Annotated in this window: 24 protein-coding genes; 14 read left to right on the forward strand and 10 right to left on the reverse strand. The window is 69.1% G+C overall.

Translation table 11 applies throughout. The annotated features are described in order from the left end of the window. Positions 1 to 3: 3 nt before the first annotated feature. Complete coding sequence (locus tag ACZ7CH_RS39090) at positions 4 to 1,197, forward strand: cytochrome P450 family protein (protein WP_360388081.1); 1,194 nt, start codon at positions 4 to 6, stop codon at positions 1,195 to 1,197. 103 nt (positions 1,198 to 1,300) lie between these two features. Here ACZ7CH_RS39090 and ACZ7CH_RS39095 read toward each other — a convergent pair whose 3' ends face one another. Then, positions 1,301 to 1,690, reverse strand: coding sequence for a hypothetical protein (locus tag ACZ7CH_RS39095; protein ID WP_360388084.1), 390 nt, complete (start codon positions 1,688 to 1,690; stop codon positions 1,301 to 1,303). A gap of 315 nt (positions 1,691 to 2,005) precedes the next feature. Between ACZ7CH_RS39095 and ACZ7CH_RS39100 the strand changes: the two genes are divergently transcribed. The 9 genes from ACZ7CH_RS39100 (at position 2,006) to ACZ7CH_RS39140 (ending at position 11,658) form a co-directional block, all read left to right on the forward strand. Beyond that, positions 2,006 to 2,974 (forward strand): thiamine pyrophosphate-dependent dehydrogenase E1 component subunit alpha, encoded by a 969-nt coding sequence (locus ACZ7CH_RS39100; RefSeq protein ID WP_360388087.1) that lies wholly within the window; start codon positions 2,006 to 2,008, stop codon positions 2,972 to 2,974. After that, positions 2,971 to 3,984, forward strand: a complete 1,014-nt coding sequence (locus ACZ7CH_RS39105) for an alpha-ketoacid dehydrogenase subunit beta (RefSeq protein WP_470376256.1) — start codon at positions 2,971 to 2,973, stop codon at positions 3,982 to 3,984. Before ACZ7CH_RS39100 ends, ACZ7CH_RS39105 begins: the two co-directional genes overlap by 4 nt. Further along, positions 3,981 to 5,117 carry a 2-oxo acid dehydrogenase subunit E2 gene (locus ACZ7CH_RS39110; protein WP_470376257.1) on the forward strand — a complete coding sequence of 379 codons (1,137 nt, stop codon included), beginning with the start codon at positions 3,981 to 3,983 and terminating at the stop codon, positions 5,115 to 5,117. Before ACZ7CH_RS39105 ends, ACZ7CH_RS39110 begins: the two co-directional genes overlap by 4 nt. Positions 5,118 to 5,202: 85 nt before the next feature. Beyond that, positions 5,203 to 6,291, forward strand: coding sequence for a GRAS family protein (locus ACZ7CH_RS39115; RefSeq protein WP_470376258.1), 1,089 nt, complete (start codon positions 5,203 to 5,205; stop codon positions 6,289 to 6,291). Between the two features lie 215 nt (positions 6,292 to 6,506). Continuing rightward, positions 6,507 to 6,767, forward strand: a complete 261-nt coding sequence (locus tag ACZ7CH_RS39120; RefSeq protein WP_360388099.1) for an acyl carrier protein — start codon at positions 6,507 to 6,509, stop codon at positions 6,765 to 6,767. 154 nt (positions 6,768 to 6,921) lie between these two features. Next, entirely contained in the window at positions 6,922 to 8,637 is a 1,716-nt protein-coding gene (locus ACZ7CH_RS39125) for an AMP-binding protein (protein ID WP_360388102.1), read from the forward strand. 4 nt (positions 8,638 to 8,641) lie between these two features. Then, on the forward strand, positions 8,642 to 9,868 hold the full coding sequence (locus ACZ7CH_RS39130; RefSeq protein WP_470376259.1) for a cytochrome P450: 1,227 nt from the start codon (positions 8,642 to 8,644) through the stop codon (positions 9,866 to 9,868). Further along, positions 9,865 to 10,869: a ketoacyl-ACP synthase III family protein gene (locus ACZ7CH_RS39135; protein ID WP_470376260.1), complete on the forward strand. Its 1,005-nt coding sequence runs from the start codon at positions 9,865 to 9,867 to the stop codon at positions 10,867 to 10,869. The genes ACZ7CH_RS39130 and ACZ7CH_RS39135 overlap by 4 nt, the downstream gene beginning before the upstream one ends. A 165-nt stretch (positions 10,870 to 11,034) precedes the next feature. Further along, positions 11,035 to 11,658, forward strand: coding sequence for an RICIN domain-containing protein (locus ACZ7CH_RS39140; protein ID WP_470376261.1), 624 nt, complete (start codon positions 11,035 to 11,037; stop codon positions 11,656 to 11,658). Here ACZ7CH_RS39140 and ACZ7CH_RS39145 read toward each other — a convergent pair. Beyond that, positions 11,647 to 12,216 (reverse strand): VanZ family protein, encoded by a 570-nt coding sequence (locus tag ACZ7CH_RS39145; RefSeq protein WP_470376262.1) that lies wholly within the window; start codon positions 12,214 to 12,216, stop codon positions 11,647 to 11,649. The two genes, ACZ7CH_RS39140 and ACZ7CH_RS39145, sit on opposite strands and share 12 nt — an antisense overlap. Before the next feature lie 362 nt (positions 12,217 to 12,578). On the opposite strand from ACZ7CH_RS39145, the gene ACZ7CH_RS39150 reads away from it, so the two are divergent. After that, positions 12,579 to 12,887 (forward strand): transposase, encoded by a 309-nt coding sequence (locus ACZ7CH_RS39150; RefSeq protein WP_458433062.1) that lies wholly within the window; start codon positions 12,579 to 12,581, stop codon positions 12,885 to 12,887. Beyond that, entirely contained in the window at positions 12,884 to 13,063 is a 180-nt protein-coding gene (locus tag ACZ7CH_RS39155; RefSeq protein ID WP_470368396.1) for a hypothetical protein, read from the forward strand. Before ACZ7CH_RS39150 ends, ACZ7CH_RS39155 begins: the two co-directional genes overlap by 4 nt. 278 nt (positions 13,064 to 13,341) lie before the next feature. On the opposite strand, the gene ACZ7CH_RS39160 is transcribed toward ACZ7CH_RS39155, so the two are convergent. The 3 genes from ACZ7CH_RS39160 to ACZ7CH_RS39170 form a co-directional block, all read right to left on the reverse strand. Then, on the reverse strand, positions 13,342 to 13,767 hold the full coding sequence (locus ACZ7CH_RS39160; RefSeq protein WP_470368395.1) for a hypothetical protein: 426 nt from the start codon (positions 13,765 to 13,767) through the stop codon (positions 13,342 to 13,344). Positions 13,768 to 14,047: 280 nt separating this feature from the next. Further along, positions 14,048 to 14,350, reverse strand: coding sequence for a DUF5994 family protein (locus tag ACZ7CH_RS39165; protein WP_470376263.1), 303 nt, complete (start codon positions 14,348 to 14,350; stop codon positions 14,048 to 14,050). After that, complete coding sequence (locus ACZ7CH_RS39170) at positions 14,289 to 14,624, reverse strand: DUF5994 family protein (RefSeq protein WP_360388132.1); 336 nt, start codon at positions 14,622 to 14,624, stop codon at positions 14,289 to 14,291. Before ACZ7CH_RS39170 ends, ACZ7CH_RS39165 begins: the two co-directional genes overlap by 62 nt. A gap of 533 nt (positions 14,625 to 15,157) precedes the next feature. On the opposite strand from ACZ7CH_RS39170, the gene ACZ7CH_RS39175 reads away from it, so the two are divergent. Beyond that, complete coding sequence (locus ACZ7CH_RS39175; RefSeq protein ID WP_470376264.1) at positions 15,158 to 15,781, forward strand: STAS domain-containing protein; 624 nt, start codon at positions 15,158 to 15,160, stop codon at positions 15,779 to 15,781. Further along, a complete protein-coding gene (locus tag ACZ7CH_RS39180; RefSeq protein WP_470376265.1) occupies positions 15,778 to 16,809 on the forward strand; it encodes a magnesium and cobalt transport protein CorA in 1,032 nt (343 codons plus the stop codon). Before ACZ7CH_RS39175 ends, ACZ7CH_RS39180 begins: the two co-directional genes overlap by 4 nt. 40 nt (positions 16,810 to 16,849) lie before the next feature. On the opposite strand, the gene ACZ7CH_RS39185 is transcribed toward ACZ7CH_RS39180, so the two are convergent. The 5 genes from ACZ7CH_RS39185 to ACZ7CH_RS39205 all read right to left on the reverse strand — a co-directional run bounded on the left by ACZ7CH_RS39185 (position 16,850) and on the right by ACZ7CH_RS39205 (position 21,424). Beyond that, a complete protein-coding gene (locus tag ACZ7CH_RS39185; protein ID WP_470376266.1) occupies positions 16,850 to 17,956 on the reverse strand; it encodes an AI-2E family transporter in 1,107 nt (368 codons plus the stop codon). Between the two features lie 135 nt (positions 17,957 to 18,091). Next, a complete protein-coding gene (locus ACZ7CH_RS39190) occupies positions 18,092 to 18,829 on the reverse strand; it encodes a GAF and ANTAR domain-containing protein (RefSeq protein ID WP_470368391.1) in 738 nt (245 codons plus the stop codon). After that, complete coding sequence (locus tag ACZ7CH_RS39195) at positions 18,826 to 19,554, reverse strand: GAF and ANTAR domain-containing protein (protein WP_360388387.1); 729 nt, start codon at positions 19,552 to 19,554, stop codon at positions 18,826 to 18,828. Before ACZ7CH_RS39195 ends, ACZ7CH_RS39190 begins: the two co-directional genes overlap by 4 nt. Positions 19,555 to 19,702: 148 nt before the next feature. After that, positions 19,703 to 20,086 (reverse strand): HPF/RaiA family ribosome-associated protein, encoded by a 384-nt coding sequence (locus ACZ7CH_RS39200; RefSeq protein ID WP_360388145.1) that lies wholly within the window; start codon positions 20,084 to 20,086, stop codon positions 19,703 to 19,705. A gap of 429 nt (positions 20,087 to 20,515) precedes the next feature. Beyond that, positions 20,516 to 21,424 (reverse strand): hypothetical protein, encoded by a 909-nt coding sequence (locus tag ACZ7CH_RS39205; RefSeq protein WP_470376267.1) that lies wholly within the window; start codon positions 21,422 to 21,424, stop codon positions 20,516 to 20,518. Positions 21,425 to 21,478 lie beyond the last annotated feature (54 nt).

A 21,478-nucleotide genomic window follows, 5' to 3' on the forward strand; every position in this document is an offset into this window, starting at 1 on the left:
GCCGTGGACGACACCGAGTTCATGGACCTGTACTGGCGCGACCCGCACGCCGCGCTGCGCCACGCCCGCGACCACACCCCGGTGCGCGAGCTGACCTTCGAGACGGGACCGACCTGGCTCGTCACCCGGTACGCCGACGTGCGCGAAGGACTCGCCGACCCGCGGCTGGCCAAGGACTACCGCGCCGCGCTGCCCGCCGACGAACGCGCCACCGCGCCACCGGGTCTGCCCGCGCCCATGTCGCACATGCTCACCTCGCTCGACCCGCCCGACCACACCCGGTTGCGCAGGCTCGTCACCCAGGCGTTCACCGCCCGCCGCATCGCCGAGCTCCGCCCCCGCGTGCAGACCCTCGCCGACGACCTGCTGTCCGCGCTGCCCACCGACGAGCCGGTGGACCTCGTCGCGCGCTTCGCGATCCCGTTGCCGATGGAGGTGATCTGCGAGCTGATCGGCGTGCCCGAGCTGGACCGCGAGGACTTCGCGCACTGGTCGACCGTGCTGATCGACGAGTGCCCGGAACCCGAGCTGGTCCGCGCCTCGGCCCAGCTCGCCGACTACCTCGGCGGTCTGGTCGCGCTGCGCCGCGCCGACCCGGACGACGCCCTGCTCTCCGGCCTCATCGCCGCCTCCGAGAACGGCGAACGCCTCTCCGACCTGGAAATCGTCGCCATGGCGATGCTCCTGCTGATGGCCGGCCACGAGACCACCGCGGTGTTCGTCACCAACAGCGTGCGCGCCCTGCTCGCCGACCCCGCGGCACTGGAGCGGCTGAAGCCGGACACGGCGCCCGAGCTGGTCGAGGAACTGCTCCGGTGGGTCTCACCCGCCCTCAACGCCTCGCTGCGGTTCGCCACCGAGGACCTGGAGATCGCCGGGACCACCATCCCGCGCGGCGCCTCCGTCATGCTCTCCACGGGGGCGGCCAACCGCGACACCACCCGCTTCCCCGACGCGGCCCGCCTCGACCCGGACCGCGACACCACCGGCCACGTCGCGTTCGGCCACGGCATCCACCGCTGCCTGGGAGCCGCCCTCGTGCGGCTGGAGGCGGAGGTCGCGCTGACCGCGCTGTTCGGCCGCTTCCCGAAGCTGCGGGCCGCCGCCGTGGAGGAGGAGCTGACGTTCCGGCGCAGTGTCCACGTGCACGCGCCGAGGACGTTCCCGGTGGTGCTCGGGCCGTCCTCGGGAGCCTGACGGCCGGTGACCGTCCACAGCCGAGGCTGTGGACGGTCACCGGCCTGTCGTGACCACGCCCATCGGTTGCACGGTCATCCGCAACCGGTGGCGCGGCGGTGGGTCAGGCCTTGTCGTACTGCGTGGGTCCTACGACCGCGGTGCAGCACCCCGGGTTCGCCCACCCCTGCGCCGTGAGGTTCCACGTGACCCGCACGCCTTCGGTGAAGTCGTAGTTGCAGGTCTTGGACGTGTTGTCGCCCTTGCTGTTCACGCACTCACCGGTCCTCGCCCCCGCCTGCCAGAACACCACGGCGGCCCGGCCGTCGGCCTCGTCGTCCCAGACCGTGAACGAGTCGCCGTAGCTCGTGAATGTCGCGTGCGCGAGCCGGTTCGGCCATGTTCCGTACACGTTGCTGCTGGAATCGGCCATCGCGGGCGTTGCCATGCCGGCGGCAACCGCCACCGCGACGACAGCGGACACCCCGAACTTCTGCGACAGACGCAAGGTCATCACTCCTCAGTGGACTCCGTTTGACTGAACAACTATGTATTCGACGTCACCGGTCATCGAGCTGATAGCCCGGATGTATGCACCGCAACGGCCATCAGGGTGAAATTGGACTGCGCGCAGTGGACGCTCCGTACATGCGGATGCTGTTCAGAAAAGCTTGTCCCACGGGTTGGAATGATGGCTTCTGTGGAATTGGGTCGACCTGCCAGACTTTGCGGGGAAAGGCCCGACTCGCATTGAAAAAATGAGTCAAAATGAGGTCGCCGCACTTTTGTTCGAATGCTGTTGTTCGTTGAATCGCACTGGGAGACGAATGTGGCCAGCACAGCACCCCCGCTCGTCGGCGGCAGCACCACCGTGCTGCCTCAGCCCCGGGCGGGCGCGGAACCCCTGTCGCGGCTGGCGGCCGAGGACCTCGACACCCTGCTGATGATCCGGCACTTCGAACTGGCCCTGCTGGAGCTGTTCTCGCAGGGTCTGCTGCACGGCACCACGCACACCTGCCTGGGGCAGGAGTACATCCCCGTCGCGCTCTACGCACTGCTGGACGAGGGCGACCACGTCTTCAGCAACCACCGCGGCCACGGCCACTACCTGGCCCGCTTCCGCGACCCGCACGGCCTGCTGGCGGAGATCATGGGACGCGAGGGCGCTGTGTGCAACGGGGTGGGCGGCAGCCAGCACATCCTCCGCGACCGCTACCTGTCCACCGGCGTGCAGGGCGAGAGCCTGCCGGTGGCCGCGGGCGTCGCCCTGCACCTGCGGCGGACCGAGCCAGGACGGATCGCGGTGGTGCACGTCGGCGACGGCACGTGGGGCGAAGGCGCGGTGTACGAGGCGCTGAACATGGCCCAGTTGTGGGGGCTGCCCCTGCTGGTCGTGGTCGAGAACAACAGGATCGCCCAGTCCACCCCGACCGAGCAGCAGATGGCCGGCACCATCCAGGCGCGTGCGGCGGCCTTCGGCATCCGCCACCACCACGTCACCTCTCACGACGTCGCCGTGGTGCGCCGGGAGCTGTCCGGCCTGGTCGACGACGTCCGCACCCGGCACCAGCCCCTGGTGGTGGAGTTCAGCACGAACCGGGTGGGCCCGCACAGCAAGGGAGACGACTCCCGCCCCGCCGAGGTGATGCGGCACGCGGCCGAGCACGACTGGTACCGCCGGTACGAAGCGCAGCACCCGGAGCAGTTCGCCGTGGCCGACCGGAACCAGCGACAGGCGATCGCCGAGGTCGTGCGCGAGGTCCAGGCCCGCCCCGCGTCCCGCTGGGAGCACTCGTGACCAGGCCGGAACGGGTGATCGGCAACCTCAACCGGGCCCTGCACGCGCTCCTCGACGACGACCCCCGCGCCTACGTCATCGGCGAGGACGTCGCCGACCCGTACGGCGGCGCCTTCAAGGCCACCCGCGGCCTGTCGGACCGCCACCCGGAACGCGTGATCTCCTCGCCGATCAGCGAGGGCGGCATCGTGGGCGTCGCCGCGGGGCTCGCGCTGACCGGCAACCACCCGGTCGTGGAGATGATGTTCTCCGACTTCGCCGCGCTCGCCTTCGACCAGCTCCTGAACTTCGCCAGCAAGTCCGTGTCGATGTACGGGCGCACCGTTCCGATGAGCATGGTGGTCCGCTGTCCCACCGGCGGCAACCGCGGCTACGGGCCAACCCACAGCCAGAGCCTGCAGAAGCACTTCATCGGCATCCCCGCGCTCAGCCTGCACGAGATGTCGCCGTTCCACGACAACGCGGACGTCCTCACCGCCATGCTCTCCAGCGAGCAGCCCTGCATGTTGTTCGAGGACAAGACGCTCTACGCCCGCACGATGCACCAGGGCGGGATCGTCGACGACCTGTTCCGGTACGAGCTGCTCGACGACCCGAGCCGGACCGCGCGCGTGTTCCCCGTGGACTGCGCCGACCCGGACTGGATCATCCTGGCCCCCGGCGGCCTGACCGAGCGAGCCGTCGCCGCCATGCGCACCCTGCTGCTGGAGGAAGAGGTCACCTGCGAGCTGCTGGTGCCCTCCCGGCTCCACCCGTTCACCGTCGAACCGCTGCTGGAGACGTTGTCCCGCGCCCGCCGCATCTGCGTCGCCGAGGACAGCGCAGCCGGTGGCACCTGGGGCGAGATGCTCGCCCAGCAGCTGCACCAGCACCTGTGGCACCGGCTGGCCCAGCCCGCGCTGCTGCTCAGCGCCCGGCCGAGCGTCATCCCCACCGCCGCCCACCTGGAGCACACCGTCCTGCTCCAGGCGCCCGCACTGCGCCGCGCCCTCACGGAGGCCTCCCAGTGATCAGCGTCAAGCTGCCCACCCTCAACACCAACGACGCGGGCTACGTCCTGGTCGAGTGGCTCGCCGAGCACGGCGCACGCGTCGAGAAGGGGCAGCCGCTGGTGGTGGTCGAGACCTCCAAGGCCCAGGAGGAGATCGACAGCACCGCAGACGGCATCCTCCACACCCTCGTCGCGGACGGCGCGGACTGCCGCCCCGGTCAGACCGTCGCCCACCTCTTCGCCTCCGCGGACGAGCACCGCGCCTACCTCTCCGCACCGGCCGCCGCCCCCGCGGCACCGCCGGAGCCGGCCACCGGTGCCGGTCTGACGCTCACCAAGGCGGCGCGCGCCCTCGCGGACCAGCACGGCCTGACCGACGACGACCTGCGCGGACTGGGCCGCACCGTGATCCGCGCAGCCGACGTCGAAGCGCTGCTGCCCAGCCCCGCACAAGCCGATGCCCCCACCGGCCAACGGCTGTCGGCGCAGCAACGGGCGGTGAGCGCCGTGGTCACCGAGTCGATGCGCACCATCCCGGCCGCCGCCGCCTACGCCAAGGTCGACGTCGGCCAGGCCCAGGACCTCGCCCGGCAACTGCGCCAGCGCACCGGCAGCGTCGTCTCCCTGGTCGGCCTGCTCGTCAAGGCGGTGGCGGACCAGCTCCCGGCACACCCGAGCCTGTTCACCCGGCTCCTCGACGACGGCACCGTCCAGCCCGCCGCCAGCGCGCACGTCGCGGTGGCCGTGGACGCCGGAAAGGGCCTGTACACCCCGGTCGTGCACAACACCGCCGCGTTGAGCGTCACCCGGATCGCCGACCTGATCACCGAGTTCCGCGACAAGGCCGCCCGCGGCACCTTCCGGGCCGACGAGCTCACCGGCGCCAACATCCTGATCGCCCCGCACACCACCGACGGCGTGGTCTTCGCCACCCCCATCGTCTTCCCCGGCCAGACCTGCGCGCTCTCCCTGGGCGGCATCGACGAACAGCTCGTCCTCGACCAGCAGGGCAGGCCGGAAGCCCGCCGGTTCGCCCACCTCGGTCTGGTCTACGACCACCGCGTGGTCAACGGCCGTGACGCGATGGTCTTCCTCGGTGACCTCAAACGAGCCCTGGAGGCACCGGCCGCCCTCGCGGCCGCCACCCCGTGAAGAAGCCCGTCGGCGGCATTCGGATGCCGCCGGTGATGACAGCCATGCCGAGAAGTTCTGGTCAGTCCCGAGGAGCTGCTGCCCGATGGAGAAGTTCGCCCTGCTGTGCGACGCCGTCGCCCACGTCCACGCCGGCCGCTCCGCGCAGGCCCGTCCTGCGCTGGAGACCCTGCAGAAGTTGCTCGGGCCCGAGGTGCAGCCGCAGGACGCGGCGTACGAGTTCTACCGGGCCGCACTGGTCAACCGGGTCGAGGAGCACGGCAGCCCCTCGGAGACCAACCTGTACCGGCAGGACTACGACCAGCCGCAGATCGACCTGTACTACCTGCTCACCACCCACCTGCCGTTCATGGACACGAGCCGGGTCGTCAACGAGCTGCTCGCCGGGCAGGTGGGCACCGCCGAGGACTTCGCCCTGATGTCGGTCGGCATCGGGCACGGCCGCCAGGAGAGCGCGCTGCTGCGAGGTCTCGCGACCGGCAACCCGGGACTGTGCCGCTGCACGGTCATCGGTGTCGACCCCGACCGGGAGAGCCTGGCCACGGCCGAGCGCACCCTGCGGCAGGTCGCGGCCGAGCACGGTGTCGAGCTGGACTTCCGTCCCGTGGCGAAGGTGGCGGAGGACCTCGACGACGCCGACTGGATGGGCCTGTCCCACATCGACGTCCCGCTGGTGGTCAACGCTTCTCTCGCGCTGCACCACATGCAGGACCCGAGCCCGGGTCACGACGCCAGGGACGAGTTCTTCCAGCGGTTGCGCGAGCTGAACCCGTGCGGGCTGGTGCTGAACGAGTTCGACACCGACCACCACGAGGTGTCCTTCCCGCAGCGGTTCTTCAACTCGTGGCGGTTCTTCGGCACCATCCTGCGCGCCATCGAGGCCGCTCCGGCCACCCAGCAGGAGAAGGACCACATGAAGACGTTCTTCGCCCGCGAGATCATGAACATCGTCGGCTCGCGCACCGACGACCAGCGCTTCGAGCGGCACGAGCCGGCCGCCACCTGGATCACCCGGCTGCGCCGCTGCGGCTTCGAGCCCTACGGTGACGCCCCGGGGCTCCAGGCACACCCGCTCCCCGAGGACTTCACGGTGCGCGTCCTGCCCGAGCAGGTCCGGCTCGGTTATCGCGGCACCACGGTCTGCTCGGTCATCGGCGCGCGTCCTGCCGGATGAGGCACACCGGCGCCTGACCGGGATGTCCAGTGTGGACGGTGAGGGCCGTCCACCTGAACGTCCGGAGAAGAGCCGCTGCGGGTCCTGCGGTTCACCGTCTGCTGTGGAGGGCGGCACGAGAAGAACGGAGCTGCACAGCTGAACCTCGCTGATAGCGTCGTTCGGGAGATGCCGCCCTTCCAGGCGCGGCCGGTTGCAGCCGAGAGGATGTCCGAATGACGTCACCCGATGACCTCGCGCGAGTGGTGGTCGGCCACCTGTCGGCCGCGCTCGACGTGCCCGTCGCCGAGATCGCCCTCGACGCACAGCTCACCCACCTCGAGAACGCCAGCTCGCTGCGGCTGCTCACCGCGGTCACCGCCATCGAGGACGAGTTCGCCCTCGAACTGGACCCCGACACCCTGGTGCGGGTGCGGACCGTGGCCGATCTGGCGAACCTGGTCGAAGCCGGGATCCGCTCCTCCGGGGCGCGCTGACCAGTTCGCGGCCGCCGTGCGTGATCTGGGCCCGGACTTCGCGGTCGTTCCGTTTATCGGAACAGGACATGGTCGACACCCTGCGTCCTTCCTACGGTGAACCGGCGTTCGCACCGTCGTGACGGCACATCGGGACCAGGTGGAGGAAAGTCCAATGGGGCTGGAAGTCGACACGGCCACCCCTCCCGGTTCACGGAACGAAAAGCCGGGACTCCGCTGGCTCGCCGAAACCCAGGAGCTCCGCACCATGGCCGACCTGCTGCCGGTCCTCGCGCAGCGGACGGCCGGGGAGCTGGTCTTCCCGGAGCTGAACACCTCGCTTGCCCACCGGGAGATCCCGGCACGGGCGTACGGGGTCGCTGCGGAACTGCGCCGCGCGGGTCTGGACGACCGGCCCGGCCACCGGGTGGGAATCCTCGCCGCGACGTCGCCGGAGTTCGTCTCCGCGCTCTTCGGGGTGTTCGCCGCGAACGTCGCGGCGGTGCCGATTCCCGTGCCGTCGTTCGCAGGGGGACTGGAGTCCGCTCTGGAACGGATGGACGCGCTGGTCCGCAGCGCGGACCTCCGGTGCGTCCTGGTGGGACCGCCGTTCGACGAGTTCGGTGCCGCCGTGCAGGAGCGGTACCCGGACGTCGCGGTGGTGCGCATCGCAGACTGCGCACCGCAGCCGGAAGTCCCGCGGTCCGCGACACCGAAACCGCAGGACCTGGCCGTGGTGCAGTTCAGCTCCGGGAGCACCTCCTCGCCCAAGGGGGCGATGATCGAACACGGTGCCCTGGTGGCCAGCGTGCTGGGCACAGCCGAGCGGGGCGGTGTGGAGGACGGGGACGCCGCGATGGTGTGGGTGCCGCTGTTCCACGACTTCGGGCTCGTGACGCTGCTGACCCACCTGGTGACCGGCAGCGACCTGCACATGTTCAGCCCCGTGACGTTCGTCCGGCGCACCGCGGAAACCCTCCGGTACTTCGCCGACCAGCGCATCGCGTTCTTCACCGGCCCGAACTTCGCCTACGACCGCATCCTCGACGCGGCCGCGGCCGGGCGGCTCGACGGCATCGACCTCACCGGGTGGAAGGCCGCGATCAACGCCGGTGAACCCGTTGCCTCCTCGACGCTGCGGCGGTTCGACGAACTGCTCGGCCCGCTCGGCGCCCGCCCGACCGTCATGACGCCGGGCTACGGTGCGGCGGAGTTCTGCGTGGGAATCTCGCTGCAACCCGCCGGCCGTGTCGCGAAGGTCGTCCACGTCGACCGGGCGTCGCTGCGGGACGGCGGCCGGGTGGTGGTCCACGACGGCCCAGAACCCGGTGCGGTGCCCGTCGTGTCGCAGGGGCCCGCCTTCCCCGGCGTCGAGTTCCGGATCACTGACGGCGCGGGCGGGGAGCTGGACGAAGGGCACTTCGGCGAGATCGAAGCACGGGGGGCGAACATGCTGCGCGGCTACCTCGACGACCGCGCCGCCACCGACGCCGCGATCCGGGACGGCTGGTTCCGCACGCAGGACACCGGGTTCGTGCTCGGCGGTGAGCTCTACGTCTCCGGCCGGCGAAGCGACATGATCGTGGTGGCCGGCCGGAACTTCCACGCCCACGACGTGGAGACGGCAGTCCGCGACCTCGACGGCGTCTACCAGCGTCACGTGGTCGTCGTGGCGGACGTGTCCCGTGAGCGCATGGTCGTCGTGGCGGAGACGCAGACCGACGACCAGGCCGCCTTGGTCGCCGGCATCCGTGCCCGGATCGCCGATGAGGTCGGGCTGGCCGACGTCGACGTCCGGCTCGTCGCGCGGGGGTGGCTGCCGCGGACCAGCAGCGGGAAGTGGCGCCGTGGTGAGGTGCGCGAGCGGCTCTTCGCCGACAGCGGGGTGTGACCCGGTGTCCAGCGTCTTCGCGCTGAGTCCGAACCAGACCGACAACGACTCGATGCTGGCCGCGCTGGTTCGAGGAGACGCGGTTCAGCAGGTCGTGCTGTCGACCGGGCTCCGGGTCTGGGTCGTGGCCCGCTACGCCGAGGCGAAAGCCGTCCTGCTGGACGGCCGGCTGAGGAAGGACCCGGCGACGCTGTCCGATCCCGCCCACCTGTTCGACGGGGGCAGGCACCCCGAGGACAGCTACGCGGTGCTGGGCCGGCACGTGCTGAACACCGACGGAGCCGACCACCGCCGCCTGCGGGAGCTGCTCACCAGGTGCCTGGCCCCGAAGGCCGTCGACCGGCGCCGTCAGCGGATCACCGAGATCGTCGCGACCAGCCTCGACACCCTGGCCGCAGCGACAGCGCCCGACCTGGTGACCGCGTTCGCCGGGCCGGTGCTGACGTCGGTGATGAGCGAGGTCATCGGAATCGAGAAGTCCCTCCTCGACCGGTTGCTCCCCGCTGTGCGAACAGTCGTCGCAGACGCAGATCCGCGGAGCGCGGAGGCGCGGGAAGCCGCGGACGCGCAGCAACAGCTCATCCTGGAGGCGATCGACGACCACGACCGGTTCCCCGGCACCGACACGTTGCTGAAGCTGGCTTTCCGCGACTACCACCCCGGCGGCAGGCTCAGCCTGGCCGAGGTGATGTCGATGGTCGCCCTGACCGTGTTCGCCGGGACCACGACCTCCACGACGCTGCTGGCTCACACCGCCGCTCTGGCGTCCACCAGGGAAGACCTGCTCGAAGCGATCACGGCCGGTCCGGCGTCGTGCTCGGCGGTGCTCGCGGAGGTCTTGCGCCGGTACCCGCCGACGCCGTGTGCGACCTGGCGGTTCGCCGCCGAGGACGTGGAGGTGGGCGGGGTCACGATCCCGCGCGACGCCACCGTTCTCGTGGTGGTCGCCGCCGCCAACCGCGACCCGTCGGCCTACCCGGACGCGGATCAGCTCGTCGTGTCCCGCCCCGGCAACACCGGTCACATCGGCTTCGGGCACGGCCCGCACTTCTGCGCGGGTGCGCCGTTGGCACTGACCACGGCGACCACGGCGCTCCCCGCGTTGTTCGCGCGGTTCCCGCGGCTGTCCCTCGCCGTCCCGATCGAGGACCTGCGCTGGACGACGAACCTGGGTGACCGCACCCTGTTCTCCGTGCCGGTCCGCCTTCGACCCGACGAGCGACCGGCATGAGGGTCGAGCGCACCGTCCGGATCACCGCTGCGACGACGTGGCTGCCCGACGAGCGCTACCCGGCGGCGAGTGCCGTCGCAGCGGGAGCGGTCACCGCGGAACAGGCCGCCGGGGCCGCGTGCTCCGAGGTGCCGGTCGGCGCCGCGGTGCCCGCCTGGTGGATGGGGTGGCAGGCGGCTCGGCAGTGCCTCGGCGACCACGGCGTGGATCCCGCGGAGATCGACCTCGTCACCTACGCGGGCATGACCCCGGGAGAGGAAGACCCCTGGTCGCCCGCGCACCGGCTCGCCAGGGTGCTCGGCGCGTCCCGGGCCGTCGCAATCGGGCTGGCGCAGATGTCGAACGGCGGTGCCGCGGGAATCGGCTGGGCCACCACCTTCATGCAGGCGGACGACAGCGTCCGGCACGCGTTGTGCACCACCGCGGGCAACTTCAGCGCGCTCCCGTACGACCGGTGGCGAACGGCCCCCGCCACCGTCTTCGGGGACGGCGCGACCGCCGTTCTGCTGGGCCGCGACGAGGGCCCGCTGGTCATCCGCTCCGTCGGCTCGGCGGGCCGCCCGCAGCTCGAGGAGACCTTCCCGGCCTTCCACCCGTTCCGCCCGCTGCCCGAGCCGGTCTCCGGTCCCCAGGAGGACGCGCTCGGGTTCGCGGCGAACCTGAAGGGCTCCCGCGAGGTGATCCAGGAGGCCGTCGGCACCGCACTGACCGACGCCGGTCTGGGGGACGAGGACACGGCCCGCGACCGCATCGCACTCGTCTCGTCGAACCGGCTGGGTGCGCAGGTGACGGACCAGGTCGTGCGGCGTGCCCTGCCACGTGCGCTGCGCGACCGCTACCGCGCGTTCGGGACGGACACCGGGCACCTCGGGGCCGGGGACCTGCCGGCGAACCTGGCTGACATCCTGGCGGGTGACCTGCTGGGAGCCGGTGAGTGCGCGCTCCTGATCGGCACGGGCGCCGGAGCGACCGCCTGCGCGATCGTCGTCGAACGCGAGTAGCCGGGACGGGGACACCGACTGGCCGGTCTCGTGGTGCGCAGGTCCACGAGGATTCCGGATTCGGCGGAAACCTTTCCCGCAGCAGCGGCAACTTGCACGTAGGTCGGAAGACGATCACCGATCTCGGTGCCGTGCCAAGGCACGGCAGACTCAAGGAGCGCTGCTATGAGCAAGACCGGGTCCACTGCGGACCGCCGGGCCGGTGGACCGCGGGGACGCAAGCACCACCGCGGCCGGTTGACGGTGATCACCGCGGCGCTGGGGGTGTCGGCGCTGGCCGGTGCGTACCTGGGGGTGGTGTGGGGCGACTCGGAGCCGGTGGCCGTCGACGCCGGTGCGTACTACCGGTTCGTGTCGGTGCGCAGCGGCAACGCGCTGGACGTGGCGGGAACGGACGGCGTCCGGATTCAGCAGGAGCAGCGCAGCCCTGACGCGGCGAGCCAGCAGTGGCGGCTGAAGCCGGTGGACGGCGGCTACCACCAGCTGTTCAACAACAACTCTGCGATGACCTGCAGGACATCGTCGAGGTCGTCGTCGGACAACCCGGCCAGGACCTGCCGCGCCAGGGCTCGGATTCCGGCGACGTCGCACACCGGCTCATGGACTTCACCGCGATGTTCGCGCGGGTGCTGGACCTGCTCGAGCCCGGTGACTGGGAGCGCATGCTCCCCGTTTCGCACCCGGAAGCGGTCAAGCATTCTGTGCGCTGGGCTGGCGGTGCACACGTTGCACGAGCTGCGGCACCACCTGCTGGACATCCGCCGCCGGTTCGACCGGTCACCGCGATGACGAACTGACCACAGGACGCGGGTCGCTCCAGCGGAACAGGTCGATGAAAGCGGCGAGGGCCGGCACTCGAGTCAGCAGGGAGAACACGCCGTACCCCAGCACACCGCCGACCACGTTGAAGAGCAGATCGTTCACGTCGGCCAGGTGGCCACCGCCCCAAAGGTTGCCGGTGAAGAACTGGCTCAACTCGATCACCGCGCTGAATGCCGTTGACGCGACTAGCACACGCCACCACGAAGGTGTGGCCAGAAGTAGCGGCACGATCATGCCCACAGGCATGAACACCAGGATGTTCGTCACCGCGTCACCCACGTCGTAGCCGTCGACCAGTCCGAAGTAGACCTTCCATCGCGCTTCCGTCGCCAGCGCGCTCAGGTAGATCGGGAACACCGTGTTCGCAACGACTTCGGCGACGTACACGCAGAGCGCGAGAGCGACACCGGCACGCGGCACCGTGAGACGGCCACGACGGTGCAGGACCCACAGCAACGCCAGGAAGGCCACCGCCGCCAAGGGAACCACCACCGGAAGCACCGGCACAGGATCGAACACGTCCACTCGGCATCAAGTCCTTTCAGGATTCACCGCACGGCCTTGGATCATCAGCGACGATCGCCCTGCGGGCGACCGCGCATCCTGCCACCGACTCCCTCATTGCGCAAATTTCCTCCCTTTCAGCAAATCCACCGTCTCGAATGGGCACCCGATCGTGTTGCGCGTGCCTTCTGCGAGTCGAAATGCTGTCCGACGTGCGAAAGCTGGTCGTGCCAGAACGAAGTCCCCTGGCGTCGCAAGGTCGACGCCCGGCACACCGACTCCCCGTCCACAGCAGAACCCGTCATCACCAGTACAGGGTCTGCTGCACCGACAGGTGACATCTGAGTTGGCTTGCCGTGATGGTGAGCTGGGAAGATGTCGCTGTGCCCAAGCCCCACCCCCGGGAGTTCCGCGACGATGTCGTGCGGGTCGCCCGTGACCGCGAGCCCGGCGTGACCGTCGAGCAGATCGCGAAGGGCTTCGGGGTTCACCCGATGACCTTGTTCACGTGGCTGCGGCAAGCCGAGGTCGAGGAAGGCACCAAGCCCGGTGCGAGCAGGGCCGAGTCAGCGGAGCCGCGGGAAGCGCGCAAGCGGATCAAGCTGCTGGAGCAGGAGAACGAGGTCCTGCGCCGTGCGACCGCGTATCTGTCGCAGGCGAACCTGCCGGGAAAAGGCTCTACCCGCTCGTGAACGAGCTCGCCGCCGACGGGATTCCCGTCGCGGTGACGTGCCGGGTCCTGAAGATCGCCCGACAGCCGTGCTGCCGGTGGCGTGCCCGGCCGGTCACCGCCACCGAACTCGATCGGGCGTATCGAGCGAACGCGTTGTTCGACGCCCACCGCGACGACCCGGAGTTCGGCTACTAGTTCCTGGCCGACGAAGCCCGCGACGCCGGCCTGGCGACAGCGGATCGGACCGCGTGGCGGATCTGCTCGTCCATGGGCTGGTGGAGTGCGTTCGGCAAGCAACGCGGCCGCAACGGCAAGAAGACCGGCCCGCCGGTCCACGACGACCTGATCCGCCGCGACTTCACCGCCACCGCGCCGAACCGGTTGTGGCTGGCCTACATCACCGAACACCACACCGCCGAAGGAAAGCTGTATCTCTGCACGGTCAAGGACGCCTGTTCCAACCGGATCGTGGGCTACTCCATCGACTCACGGATGAAGTCCCGTCTCGCCGTCGCCGCGCTCCCCCTGCCGCAGGGTAGCTCCCCGATTCGCTCCACGGTGTTCTCGTCCATGCCGACATGGACGAACTCGTCGAGCAGGCCGTGTTCGCCGATCACACCAAGCGCCGCGCAGCGGGCCTCCAGCAAATCCCGTGCCGAGGTCACGACGTGCTGCAGCACCGCTTGCAGGCTCAGGTCACTGGCCACTACGGCGTGCGCGTGCAACAGCTGCCGCAACCGGCCCTGAGTGGCGAGCACGTCCTGCGCCCGCGCCGACACCTCGTCGAGCAGTTTCTCCAGCTCCAGGCGTGGCAGATCAGCGGACGGCAACTGGAACCCACCCTGCGGCGGGCCGTCCGAGCTGTCAGCGGCACTGAAGGCGTTCGGCATGGCGTCCACGTCCCGTCGACCCTGGCGCGTGTCAGCGGGGTCCGGGCCAACGTAACAACACCTGGTGGAGCCGGGAGGTCACCCGGTCACCCTCGAACCTACGCCGAGCACGCTGGTAGCGATACCGTTTCGCGTCGCTGATCGCCACGGCGACAGGGTGCGAGTCTGCTGAGCGAAGTCCGCAGCGGAAGTCCCGCCGATCGTCACCCTGAACGGCGTCCGGTCCTCGGCTGGCTGCTTCCTGGTCACCAGATGTCCGCCTTCGGTTTCCCAGCGTTCTTCCGCCGGCTCAGCCTGGCGGGTCCTGGGGATGAGCACAGGGCTGAGGTGGTGGGCGTCCAGCGGCACGCCGTTGCCAGCCAGGATGGCCGCGACGCTCGCGGTCGAGTCGTGGCCGGTGGCGGACGCGTGCCGCACCCTCCGGGACGCCAGGCGGCACGACGAGCAGGCTGACCCGCCGGTGATCGGACCCGATCACCACGACGGTGTGCGGGTCGATCGATCGATCGGAAGCCTTCGAACCGGACCATTCAACCGTCGACGGGTGTTTTCCTTGCCACTGTGGTCCAGGTGTCGAGACGGTATGACACACGGTTGACCGGACCGAGCCGTGCGCCGAGCGCGGTGACCAGCACGGGGAGCTCGGCTGCCAGCTCGTCCGACCACGGCCACCAGCCGCCGTCGACGGGCCCGAGTGCCGCCCCAGGCGGTTTCAACTGCAAGCGCAACGCGAGACCGCGCCGGTCAGCCGGTGCCGTGCGGGGGGACTGAGCTGATCCGAGACCATCGCGACGCTCCTGTCTCCGGTTCACCCGATGAGTGGGCGCCGGTGATCGCTCCTGCGCCTGAGGCGGCACCAACGACACCGCCGTCCCTCCTTCGCCTCCGGTGCCCTCAGCCCACGCCGAGAACCCTCAGGCAGCGCCGGTAAGGGGACGAACACGACGTGCCGTGCACACGGCCGGGCGTCTTGCGCGTGTGCGGCCGGCCGGCACCGGGGCACGCGATGATCGAACGTTGTCCGGACAAGGGAGTATCGTTCCCAGAAAGTGCCCTGGACCCCGGCATGACGACATCCGACCGGGGGAATTCCCATGGCGCGTCTTGATCAGCTTCCCGCTACCACGGCGCGGTCGCGGGGATCGCGGAACCCCGCCGGAGCACGGTCGCGTCCGTCCAGCACACGGTCGGGCTGGGCCTGTTCAGCGCGGCGGAAGCCGACCTGATGATCGACCGGATCCTCGCGCTCACGACCAGGGACACAGCGCAGGCCTTTCCAGACAGTCCCAATGGAACAGTCACGTGACTGCTGTGTCCGCGAACGTCCGGCCGCTGGCGATCCGCTCCCGCTTGTGCCCGGCACGACGTGTTGCACGGTCAGATCGACATTTCAGCCAGAGTGATCTGGATCTTCGACGAGCGTGACTGGGCCTCCGTGGTGCGCTCGACCATCCGCCTCACAAGCAACCGGGCAGGCGCAACGTTGCCCGACCAAGGAGATGTCCCCATGACACCCCTCCTCCAACACGTGTCGACGGGCCGTCCGGCACGCGCAGCTGCTGTCCGGCCAGACTTCCAGCCAGATGGGGAGGTTCTGACCGTCACGGTGTGCCCTGCCCCGCCCGATGCGGTCGTACTCGCGGTGTGCGGCGAGGTGGACTCGTCCACCAGCCCGCTGCTGCGTGATCGTCTCCTCGATCACGTGCGACCCACTTGCCCACAACTGGTGGTAGACCTCACCGAAGTGACCTTCTTCGGTGCAGCCGGTATCACCGTCCTGGTCGCTGCCAGGGAAGCTGCGGAGACGGCGGGCATCAGGATGTGTCTGGTCGCATGTACACGCGTGGTGTTGCGGCCACTGACGATCACCGGACTGGACAGCGTGTTCGACGTCTGCCCCGACGTCGAACACGCCCGGCTGCGCATGACCGAGGTCGCCGCGCAGATCATCGGTCGATCCGTTGACGATGACGGCATCCTGCCGCGGCCACGCACGGGGCACCGTGCACCATCCCCGGTGTGACCTCAGAAACCAGCATCATCAACAACGTCGTCTACCTGGACGGGCGGCATGCCGCGTCCCCGACCACGCTGGCCGACACCTTCCGAATGCTGGAGCGGCAAGCCAGCAGCATGGCCTGGATCGGCCTGTACCGACCGGCCGAGGCACAGCTGGTGGACGCCGCCGGCCAGCTCGGGCTGCACGGACTGGCGGTAGAGGACGCCATCACAGCCCACCAGCGCCCGAAACTGGAACGCTACGACGACACCCTGTTCGTGGTACTGCGCTCGGCCGACTACCGCGATGACACCGAGCGGGTCGAGTTCGGTGAGCTGCACCTGTTCGTGGGTCCCAATTTCGTGCTCACCGTGCGGCACGGCGAGACACCGGATCTGGCCGGCGTGCGGCGCCGGTTGGAGGCTCGGCCCCACCTGTTGCGGCTGGGCCCCGAGGCGGTGCTGTACGCCGTGCTGGACGCGGTGGTCGACGGCTGCACACCCGTAGTGTCCGGCCTGCACAACGACATCGAAGAGATCGAGTCCGAGGTGTTCAGCCGCGACCCGAACGCCTCCCGGCGAATCTACGAGCTGTCCCGTGAGGTGATGGAGTTCCAACGCGCCACCCGACCGCTGCTCACGATCCTCGACAGCCTCTCGGCCGGGTTCGCCAAGTACGGCATCGACGAGGAACTGCGGCGCCATCTGCGCGACGTGGCCGGCCACGCCACCATCGTGGTCGAGCAGGCCGACAGCTTCCGCGGCATGCTCGCCGACGTCCTCGCCGTCAACACCACTCTGGTCACCCAGGCGCAGAACGAGGAGATGCGGCTTCTGGCCGAAGCCAGCAACGCACAGAACGAGCAGATCAAGAGGATTTCCTCGTGGGCGGCGATCCTGTTCGCTCCCACGCTGATCGGCACGATCTACGGGATGAACTTCCACCACATGCCCGAGCTGAGCTGGCTGTGGGGATACCCGTTCGCACTGCTGCTCATGGCGCTGGTGTGCACCGGCCTCTACCTGGTTTTCCGGCGCCGCGGCTGGCTTTGACACAGTCGCCGGGCAGCCGGAGCCGACCGTCCTGTGTGGATCAGTCAGCGAGCGGTTCTTGATGCGTGTTCTCCGCTGCCACAACAGATCCAGCGTCTGGCTCTCCGCCGCGGTGGTTCCAGACGTCGCGCAGGACGACCTGGATGACGCCGGTGACCGGGATGGCGAGCAGTGCGCCGAGTATTCCGGCGAGTTCGGTCGCCAGCAGCAAGGCGACGAGCACGGTCAGCGGGTTGAGCTTGACCGTCCTGGAGAAGATCACTGGTTGCAGGAGGTGGTTCTCCAGCTGCTGGTAGACGATGAAGAAGATGATCACGGTGATGGCCGCGGGCAGCGAGTGGATGAGGGCGGCGATGCCGGCGACCACCGCGCCGAGGGTGGCGCCCACCAGTGGGATCAGGTCGGCGATCGCGACGAAGACCGCGATCAGTTCGGCGAACGGCACTCCGAAGATCTTTAGCACGATGTAGGTGAGCACGCCGCAGATGACGCTGATGAGCAGGTTGCCGGAGATGTGGCCGGTGATGGTCTTCGTGCACTCGCGGCCTACGCGGTGAATGCGGTCCGCGCGGTGCGGCGGGAACAGTGCGAGGGTCCCGTCGATCACTTCGGGGCCTTGCAGCACCGCGAGGTAGGACAGGACGAAGATGGAGATGGTCGCGACGATTCCGGTGACCGCGCTGCGCAGCAGGTTCAGCGCCGGCGTGCCGAGTCCGGTCGCGAACTGCCGGATGCGTTCCTCGTTGTCACGGGCGAACTCCAGCGCGTTGGTGCGCTCCAACAAAGTCCCGACGGGGCCTCTGCCGCCGCGTGCGTCCGCGATCATGTCCGGCAACCGGGTCGCCAGCTGCGTGCCCTGCTCGGCCAGCGGTATGGCGAAGAGGGTGAGCACGCCGCCGAAGACCAGGAAGACCACGAGGAACACGACCAGCGTCGCCAGCGAGCGGCGGCACCATCTGACGTGGTTCTGCAGCCAGTTCACCGCCGGGTAGAGCGCGACGGTGAAGACGACCGCGATGAGCATCCACACGAGCACTCGTTGGACGTGCATGACGAACACCACGGCCACAACCGTGGCCAGGGTCAGCCCGATGGTCGCGAGGATGGTCCGCACGGGAACCGTGTATGCGCGCTGGTTCGGCAGCATGCCGACCACTCCCGTCCCGGTCGGCGGACAACCGTTCACGGGGAACGCCGAGAACGGCGCTGGTCCGGCTTCCGCGAAGTGCTCTCGGTACCGTCGAGCTACGCCCGTGGGCTGTGCGGCGCCCCTCTACGGGCGTCAGGCTTTGTCGACCCGCATCAGTTCGGCGACCTCCGGCGATCGCGCGATCACCTGCTGCGCGATGTCCGACAGCAGTTGGTTGCTGTTGCGGGCATGGGTGCGCATCAGGGAGAACGCGTCCGCGACATCGATCTGCAGGCGCTCGGTCAGGATGCCCTTGGCCTGTTCGATGACGATGCGGCTGTTGAGCGCGTTCTGCAGCTGTTCGGTGACCATCTCGCTGTGCCGGAGCGCGCGAACCTGGAGCATGCTGATCGTCGCCACGTTGGCGAAGGACTGCGCCAGCTCGACCGCGTCCTCCGGGATGGCGCCGGGCGAGGTCCGGAACAGGTTCAGCGCGCCGATGATCTGCTCACGCAATCGCATCGGCACCGCGTGAACGGCGGAGAACCCCTGCTCACGTGCCGCGCCCGCGAACCGGGGCCAGCGCTGCGGCTCCTGCGCCAGGTCCACGCACTCCACCGGCTGTCCGGTGTGGAAGCAGTCCAGGCACGGGCCCTCCTCGTCCTGCAACTGGAACAGCTCCAGCATCCGGGCCTGCTCGGTGGACGCCGCCACCAGGTTCAGCGCACCTCGCTGGTCGGCCAGCAGGATTCCGACCGCGTCCACCTCGAGCAGTTCGACGCAGCGTTCGGTCAAGGTGTGCAGGAAGTCGATGGCGTCGAACCGCAACACGAGCGTGTCCGCAAGCTCGACGAAGGTCTGAGTGATCCGCCGGTCCAACACGTGACTCACCTCTGTTTCTCATGGTCGGTATCCGGGGTGAATCTCAGTCTGCGCGCGACCACGTCCGCCGCTACCTCCGACAGACGCAGGCCGGTGAGGTACGCGTGCGCGCGCAGCCGCAGGAACGCCTCACCGAGATCGGTGTCCAGCTGCACCGACACCATGCCGGTGGCCTGGTGCACCACACCCCAGCGACGCTCCGGCTCAGTACCCCACAGATCACCGCCGTCCAGCGCCGCCGGCGCCGCGGACCGGCCGAGCAACAGCGCTGTCGCGGTGTCCGCGAACAGCAGCGCATCCGCGAGCTCATCCGGCGACAACGGGCCGTCGACATCCCGGCAGATCTCCAACGCGCCCAACGCGATCGCCCCCATCGTCAGGGGGATCACGAACACCGCCGCCACCCCCGCCGCGACGGCGGCCGGGGCGAACACGGGCCAGCGCTGCGCACTCCACCCGTTCGCCAGGTCGGGCACCAACACCGGCTGGTTCTGCCGCAGAGCCTCCGATACGGGCCCCTCACCCATCGTCACCTGCAGCTCGGCCATCTCCTCGCCCGCCGTCCCGATGACTTCGAGCGGTTGCACGGTACCGGCCAGGTAGACCCCGACGCCGGCCGCGTTCAGGCCTGCCCGGCAGGCAAGACAAACATGACGGACACCCGTGGGCTCCTGGTCCGCTCTGGCGATCTCATTGATCACCACGAGGATGTCGAGATGCCGATTCGTGCCCATGCTGGTCACTCCTCGCCATTGTGATCTCGTGCGAACGAAAGCTTAGCCCCCAGGTGGCCTGCCAAACGGGCGGACGCGCGCCGAGATCAGGTAGGTGGTTTGACGGATACCGGCGCTCGGAAGGAGGAACGCGTCCTGACCGCGGGTGCTATTCGTGCTCGGGCAGCCGGGGCACAGACCTCAGCGCGCGGTTGCTGCGTGGTTCAGTCCGGGTCTTGGCCTCGTCGACCTGACGGACGAGTTCGTCGCGTACCTCGTTGAGCGCCCCTGGCAGGTCGCGCTCCGACGACGTGGCGACGAGATGCAGGCGAGGAGTGCGGTTGATCCAGCATTCGAGGGTGACTCGCTGCTCGACGCCCTTGCGGTCCTTCACGCTGATTTCCAGGTCTATCTGGTCGTCGCGGAACGACCGCAGTCGCGAACCGAGGGCGGCGAGGCGTTCCACGACCCATCCTCGTTCTGACGCGAGGAAGCCGGTGGCGAGGTGCAGGCGCTGGGCGACAACAGCTGTGTCGTCCGGGGTTTTGTTCATGCGACTATCAGTCCTTTGTGGATGGTTGTGCTCGACGGACACGGTGGCGCGTGCAAGATTCGCGCCGGCCTGGCCTGGGCTGCTCCCTTTGTCACCGTCCGATGGAGCACATCACTCCCGCTCGGGGGCACGCCACGGGTTGGGAACGGGCGGCCGTTGAAGGAGCGAGCTCGGCAGTGGCCGACGGGGCCGTGTCGGAGGATTGTGACTGTACGGGCCTGATGGCGCACGTATCGGTCATGAACACCCCCTTTCAGGCAGGGGGCTTGCACACCTCACACTACGCCTCACGTGGGTGGATGGCGCGGTGGTGCCCATCGCGCCGCACTCGGCCCAGCGCTCCTGCGGCTCGCTCGGCAGGTCCGCGGACGGGTGAGGCGACGTGCGGGCCTTCCCGGAGGGAAGCCCGCACGTCCTTTCCGGATCTGACTACCCGGTGCAGTTGGGCACTGCCGGGGTGCTGCCGACGCAGTTGTTCGGCGTGTTGGCGCTGATCGGCGAGTCGGTCGTGGTCATGGTTCCGCCGTTGCGGTAGACGCCCCCCGCGGTCAGCAGCGCGAGGTTCCCGGACACGGCGGTCTGGGTCATGGTGGTCGCGGTGGATCTGACGGCCGCGATGCCGCCACCCTGTGAGCCGGTGTTGCCGATGATCGGCATCGGGCTGCCGGAGACGCCGGTGGTTGTCAGCGTGCCTCGGAGACCGTTGTAAATGCCGCCGCCGCGCAGCAGAGCCGTGTTGTTGAACACCGGGCTTCGGGTGAACGTTGCGGCCGGCGCTGTGCCGGAAGGGGTGTCAGCGTTGGCCAGTCCACCACCGTTGAGTGTCGCCGTGTTGCCGCTCAAGCTGCTGCGGGTGAAGGTCACCGCGCCGCGGTTGAGGATGCCGCCACCATGGCCTACGACGCTGCCGTTGGTGATCGCGACCGACGTGGTGAGGGTGAGGTTGCCGGTGGTGCTGACCTCGGCGATGCGGAAGAGCAGCAGTGAGGAGCGGGTGATCGTCGCAGGGCCGATCATCTCGATCCGAGTGGTGATCACCGGCAGTCCGTTGGCCAGGCCGCCATGGGGCGAGGTCAGACCGTAGGTGCAGCCGCTCGTCAGGACGAGGGTGTCCGTCGCGGTCGTGGAGTTGGCGAGGCTCACCGCGTCAACGAGAGCGTTCTCGCTGCACGCCACGGGGATGGTGATGGCCTGTGCCACCGGGGTGACGACGGTCAAACCCCCGATGACGACGATGGTTCCAATCAGGGCGTGGATGGTCGTGCGGAGCTTTCGCATGACTACTTCTATTCCTGGGGCAAATTGTTGTACGAAAAAACCTCGGCTCGCGTCTGACACGCTACCGAGGTCTTGAGCAACAACCCACAACCTACTCCTCCGAGATGTTCCTGT

It is taken from the genome of Lentzea sp. NPDC037011 (assembly GCF_055607425.1).